The sequence below is a fragment of the Mesorhizobium sp. M7A.F.Ca.US.014.04.1.1 genome (assembly GCF_003998745.1).
Classification (GTDB): domain Bacteria; phylum Pseudomonadota; class Alphaproteobacteria; order Rhizobiales; family Rhizobiaceae; genus Mesorhizobium; species Mesorhizobium ciceri.
The window spans coordinates 1-4,151 of the sequence record NZ_RZRW01000505.1 but is presented as its reverse complement, the minus strand read 5'-3'; the positions used below and the strand labels follow the sequence as shown (position 1 = coordinate 4,151).

Sequence of the window (4,151 nt, the reverse complement as noted above, 5' to 3'; positions counted from 1 at the left end):
CCACGGTGTAGACCCATTGCGGATTTTCGCCGTGTCCATGCGCGTTGCTGTCGGGAAAAACAAAACCGTCGTGCACCGCCTCGATCACGCCGTGCTTGCCGCGTGCGTAGCGCGGCAGCCGCGTGTGGCCGGTCGGGTTGAAGTTTTTGGTCCGCACGGCGTCGCCCGCCTTGAACCGCGCCGCTTGCGCCACCGGCCGGTCGCAAGGGCTGCCCTTGGCCAACACCGCGGGCACGTTTTCCGCCTTCAGCACCCTCTTGGGAGTCGCTGCTGGATCGACTGCCTTGCCCGCTTCGAGATCGCGCTGGCTGACGAAGCCATGGCGCTTTAACAGCACCTCCAGCGCCTTGATCCATATCTCGTAGTAGCTCGATGAATAGTAGACAGCCGGATGCAGCGATTCCCGTGCATGCCGGCTCTCGTCGATGTTCCAGGCGCCCATGGCGCCGGCAGTCAGCGTCACGCCGAGCGCCCGCCTTTCCCAGGCGGCATGGAAGTAAGGTTCGTCCTTTTCCGGCGCGACCGGGCCGAAACCCATCTGTCCGCCGAGATCCTGCGGCCCGTTCATGCCGGCTGTTCCGCCAGGCCGGTGCCGATCATCGCATCGCGGCTCACCAGCTCCGCCAGCCGCTCCTCGCTCCAGCCCTCGGTACCCTCGGGCCGCATCGGCACGACGAGATAGCGCAGCTCGGCAGTGGAATCCCAGACGCGGATTTTCTTGTCCGCCGGCAGCGTCAGCCCGAACTCTTCCAGCACGCCGCGCGGATCGATCACCGCGCGCGAACGATAGGGCGGCGCCTTGTACCAGACCGGCGGCAGGCCAAGCACCGACCACGGATAGCAGGAGCACAGTGTGCAGACGACGAGATTATGGGTATCCTGCGTGTTGAACACCGCCTGCATGTGCTCGCCCTGGCGGCCGGTATAGCTCAGCGATGCGATCGCCGCCGTCGCGTCGCGCTTCAGCCAATCGGCAAAGGCAGGATCGCTCCAGGCCTTGGCCACCACCCTGGCGCCGTTGCGCGGCCCGATCTTCGTCTCGTAGGTGTCGACGATGACGTCGATCGCGGCCGGATCGATCAGACCCTTCTGGGCGAGGATCGTCTCCAGCGCACGCACGCGGGCGGCAAACGGATCAAGTTCGTTATCGTGATGATGATCGTGGGACATGGCGACAAATTACGGTTCCGGTGGTGCCACCGCAAGCGCAACGCCTTGGGCCAGCGGCACATGCACTGGCCCTGTCACATCATTCGGCGGCCGCCCGCTGCGGTTCGGGCTGCATGTCTTCCCTCGCCTTGAACAGCGAGAGCTGGTCGACAGTTTCGACCGGACCCGGCTCGCCCTTGCGCTTCGACCAAAGCCCGACCAGCCAGCCCGAGAAATTCTCCATGTAGACATAGATCACCGGCGTCACGAACAGGGTCAGTGCCTGCGAGGCAAGCAGGCCGCCGACAACGGCAACGCCCAGCGGCTGGCGCAGTTCGGCGCTGGCGCCGGTGCCGAGCGCAATCGGGAACGTGCCCATGAGTGCCGCCAGCGTCGTCATCATGATCGGCCTGAAGCGCATCAGGCAGGCCTTGTGGATCGACTCGGTCGCCGACATGCCTTCTCGTCGCAACTCAAGCGCGACATCGACCATCATGATGCCGTTCTTCTTGACGATGCCGATCAGCATCAGGATGCCGATCACCGCGATGACCGACAGATCCATGCCGGCGAAGCGCAGCGCAACGACCGCTCCCAGTACGGCCGATGGCAGGCCGGTGAGGATGGTCAGCGGGTGGATGAAGCTTTCGTAGAGGATGCCGAGCACGATGTAGATGGTCAGGATTGCGCCGCCGACCAGAAAACCCTGGTTGGCCAGCGAATCCTGGAAGGTCTTGGCCGTGCCGGCAAAGGTCGTCGAGATCACCGTCGGCATGCCGATCTGCTCTTTCAGCGCATTGATGCGCGTCACGCTGTCGCCCAGCGCCACGCCCTGCGGCAGATTGTAGGAGATGGTCACGGCTGGAAGCTGGCCGAGCTGGTTGACGGTCAGGGCGCCGGCCGTGCGATCGACGCGGGCGAAGGCGCCGAGCGGAACAAGACTGCCGCTCGCCGTCCTCATCTGGATGGCCAGCATCCGCTCGGGCGACCACTCGATCTTGGGATCGAGCTCGGTGATGACTTCATAGCTGTCGGCCGAACCGAAGATGGTCGAAACCTGGTCGGTGCCGAACCCGCCATAGAGGGCGGAGCGCAACGTGTCGGTATCGATACCGAGTTGGGCGGCCTTGTCGCGATCCACCACCAGCGTCGCCTGCAGCGCATTGTTCTGCAGGTCGCTGGTGACGTCGGTGAAGTTCGCATGGTCGGCCGCCATCGCGTCGTTCAGTTTCTGCGCCCAAATATCGGTGAGGCCGGTATCAAGGCCCTGAACCACGAGCTGGTAGGCGCTTGCGGACGACCGCGAGCCCAGCCTCAAATTCTGCACCGGCTGCATGTAGGTCTCGATGCCCGCCACGCGGGCCAGTTGCTTGCGCAGATCCGCAAGCACCTTCTCGATATCGGGGCGCTGGTCCTTGCCCTTGAGCTGGACGAAGAGCTGCCCCTGGTTGAGCGCGTTGTTGCCGCTGCCCGCCGACCACGCCACATGGTCGACATAGGGCGAATGCGAGAAGACGCTGGCGACCTGCCCTTGCAGCCTGGACATGGCGTCGAACGAGATGTCCTGGCGGGCAATGGTGGTCACCGATATCTGGCCGATATCCTCTTGCGGGAAGAAGCCCTTCGGCGAGATCTGGATCAGCCACACCGACGCTGCCGCGGTGCCGACGAAGACGAGGAACACCAGGAAGGTGTGCCGCAGGCAGAAGCTCAAGACCCTGTCGTAGCCGCGCGTGACGAGGTCCTGCTTGTGACCGGGGCCATGCTTGTCGCGGTCGGCTTTGGTCACCGACAGCAGCCGCGAGCACAGCATCGGCGTCAGCGTCAGCGACACGAACATCGACGCCAGGATGGCGACCGTCACCACCACGGCGAACTCGTTGAAGATGCGCCCGATGACGCCGCCCATCAGCAGCACGGGGATGAAAACCGCCACCAGCGAGATCGAGATCGAGATGATGGTGAAGCCGATTTCGCGCGCGCCCTTCAGCGAGGCGTCGAAGGCCGACAGCCCGTCCTCCTCCATGTGGCGGAAGATGTTTTCAAGCATCACGATGGCGTCGTCAACGACGAGGCCGACCGCCAGCGTCAGGCCCATCAGCGAGATGTTGTCGATGGAAAAGCCGAACAGGAACATCGCGCCGAGCGTGGCGATCAGCGAGATCGGCACCGCCACGGCCGGGATGATTGTCGCCGTCACCCGGCGCAGGAACACGAAGATCACCATGATGACCAGGGCAATGGTGAGCAGCAGCGTGAACTGCACGTCGCTGACCGCCTGCCGGATCGAACTGGAGCGGTCGTTAAGCAACTTGATGTCGGCGGCGGCCGGCATCTGGTCCTTGAAGGACGGCAGCATCGCCTTGACCTTGTCGACGACGTCGACAGTGTTGGCGTCGGGCTGGCGCTGCACGGCCATGATGATCGCGCGGGTGCCATCGTACCAACTTGCGGTCGTGGTCGTCTGCACCGAATCGACCACGCGGGTCACCTCGCCCAGCCGTACCGGGTGACCGTTCTTGGTGGCGATGATGATGTTGGAGAAACCGGCGGCGTCGGTCAGCTGCGTGTTGGCGGTGATGGTGAGCTGCTGCTTGTCGTTCTGGAGCACGCCGAGCGGCGTGTTGCTGTTGGCCGAGGCAACCGCCGCCTGCAGCTGATCGATCGAGATGCCGCGTGCGGCAAGCGCGGTCGGGTCGATCTGGATGCGCACCGCGTATTTCTGCTGGCCGAAGATCGAGACCTGCGCCACGCCGTCGATGGTCGACAGCGACGGCGAGATGACGTTTTCCGCGAACGCATCGAGGTCGGTCAGCGGAACCGTGTCGCTGACCAGCGACATCAAAAGGATCGGCGCGTCGGCCGGATTGACCTTGCGATAGCTCGGCGGCGCCGTCATCTGCGGCGGCAATGATTTCTGCGTGCGCGCGATCGCCGCCTGCACGTCGGCCGCCGCCGCGTCGATGTCTCGGTTGAGCACGAACTGGCTGGCGATCGAAGTC

At 64.3% G+C, this 4,151-nt stretch carries 3 protein-coding genes; all 3 read right to left on the bottom strand.

The genetic code is table 11. The annotated features are described in order from the left end of the window. Window positions 1-568, bottom strand: a 568-nt coding sequence (gene nthB, locus EOA22_RS26205) for a nitrile hydratase subunit beta (protein WP_127390318.1), incomplete at its 3' end; no start/stop codon positions are given. After that, entirely contained in the window at window positions 565-1,170 is a 606-nt protein-coding gene (gene nthA / locus EOA22_RS26200; RefSeq protein ID WP_063168267.1) for a nitrile hydratase subunit alpha, read from the bottom strand. The genes nthB and nthA, both read right to left, overlap by 4 nt. A 79-nt stretch (window positions 1,171-1,249) precedes the next feature. Further along, window positions 1,250-4,151, bottom strand: a 2,902-nt coding sequence (locus EOA22_RS26195) for an efflux RND transporter permease subunit (protein ID WP_164755827.1), incomplete at its 5' end; no start/stop codon positions are given.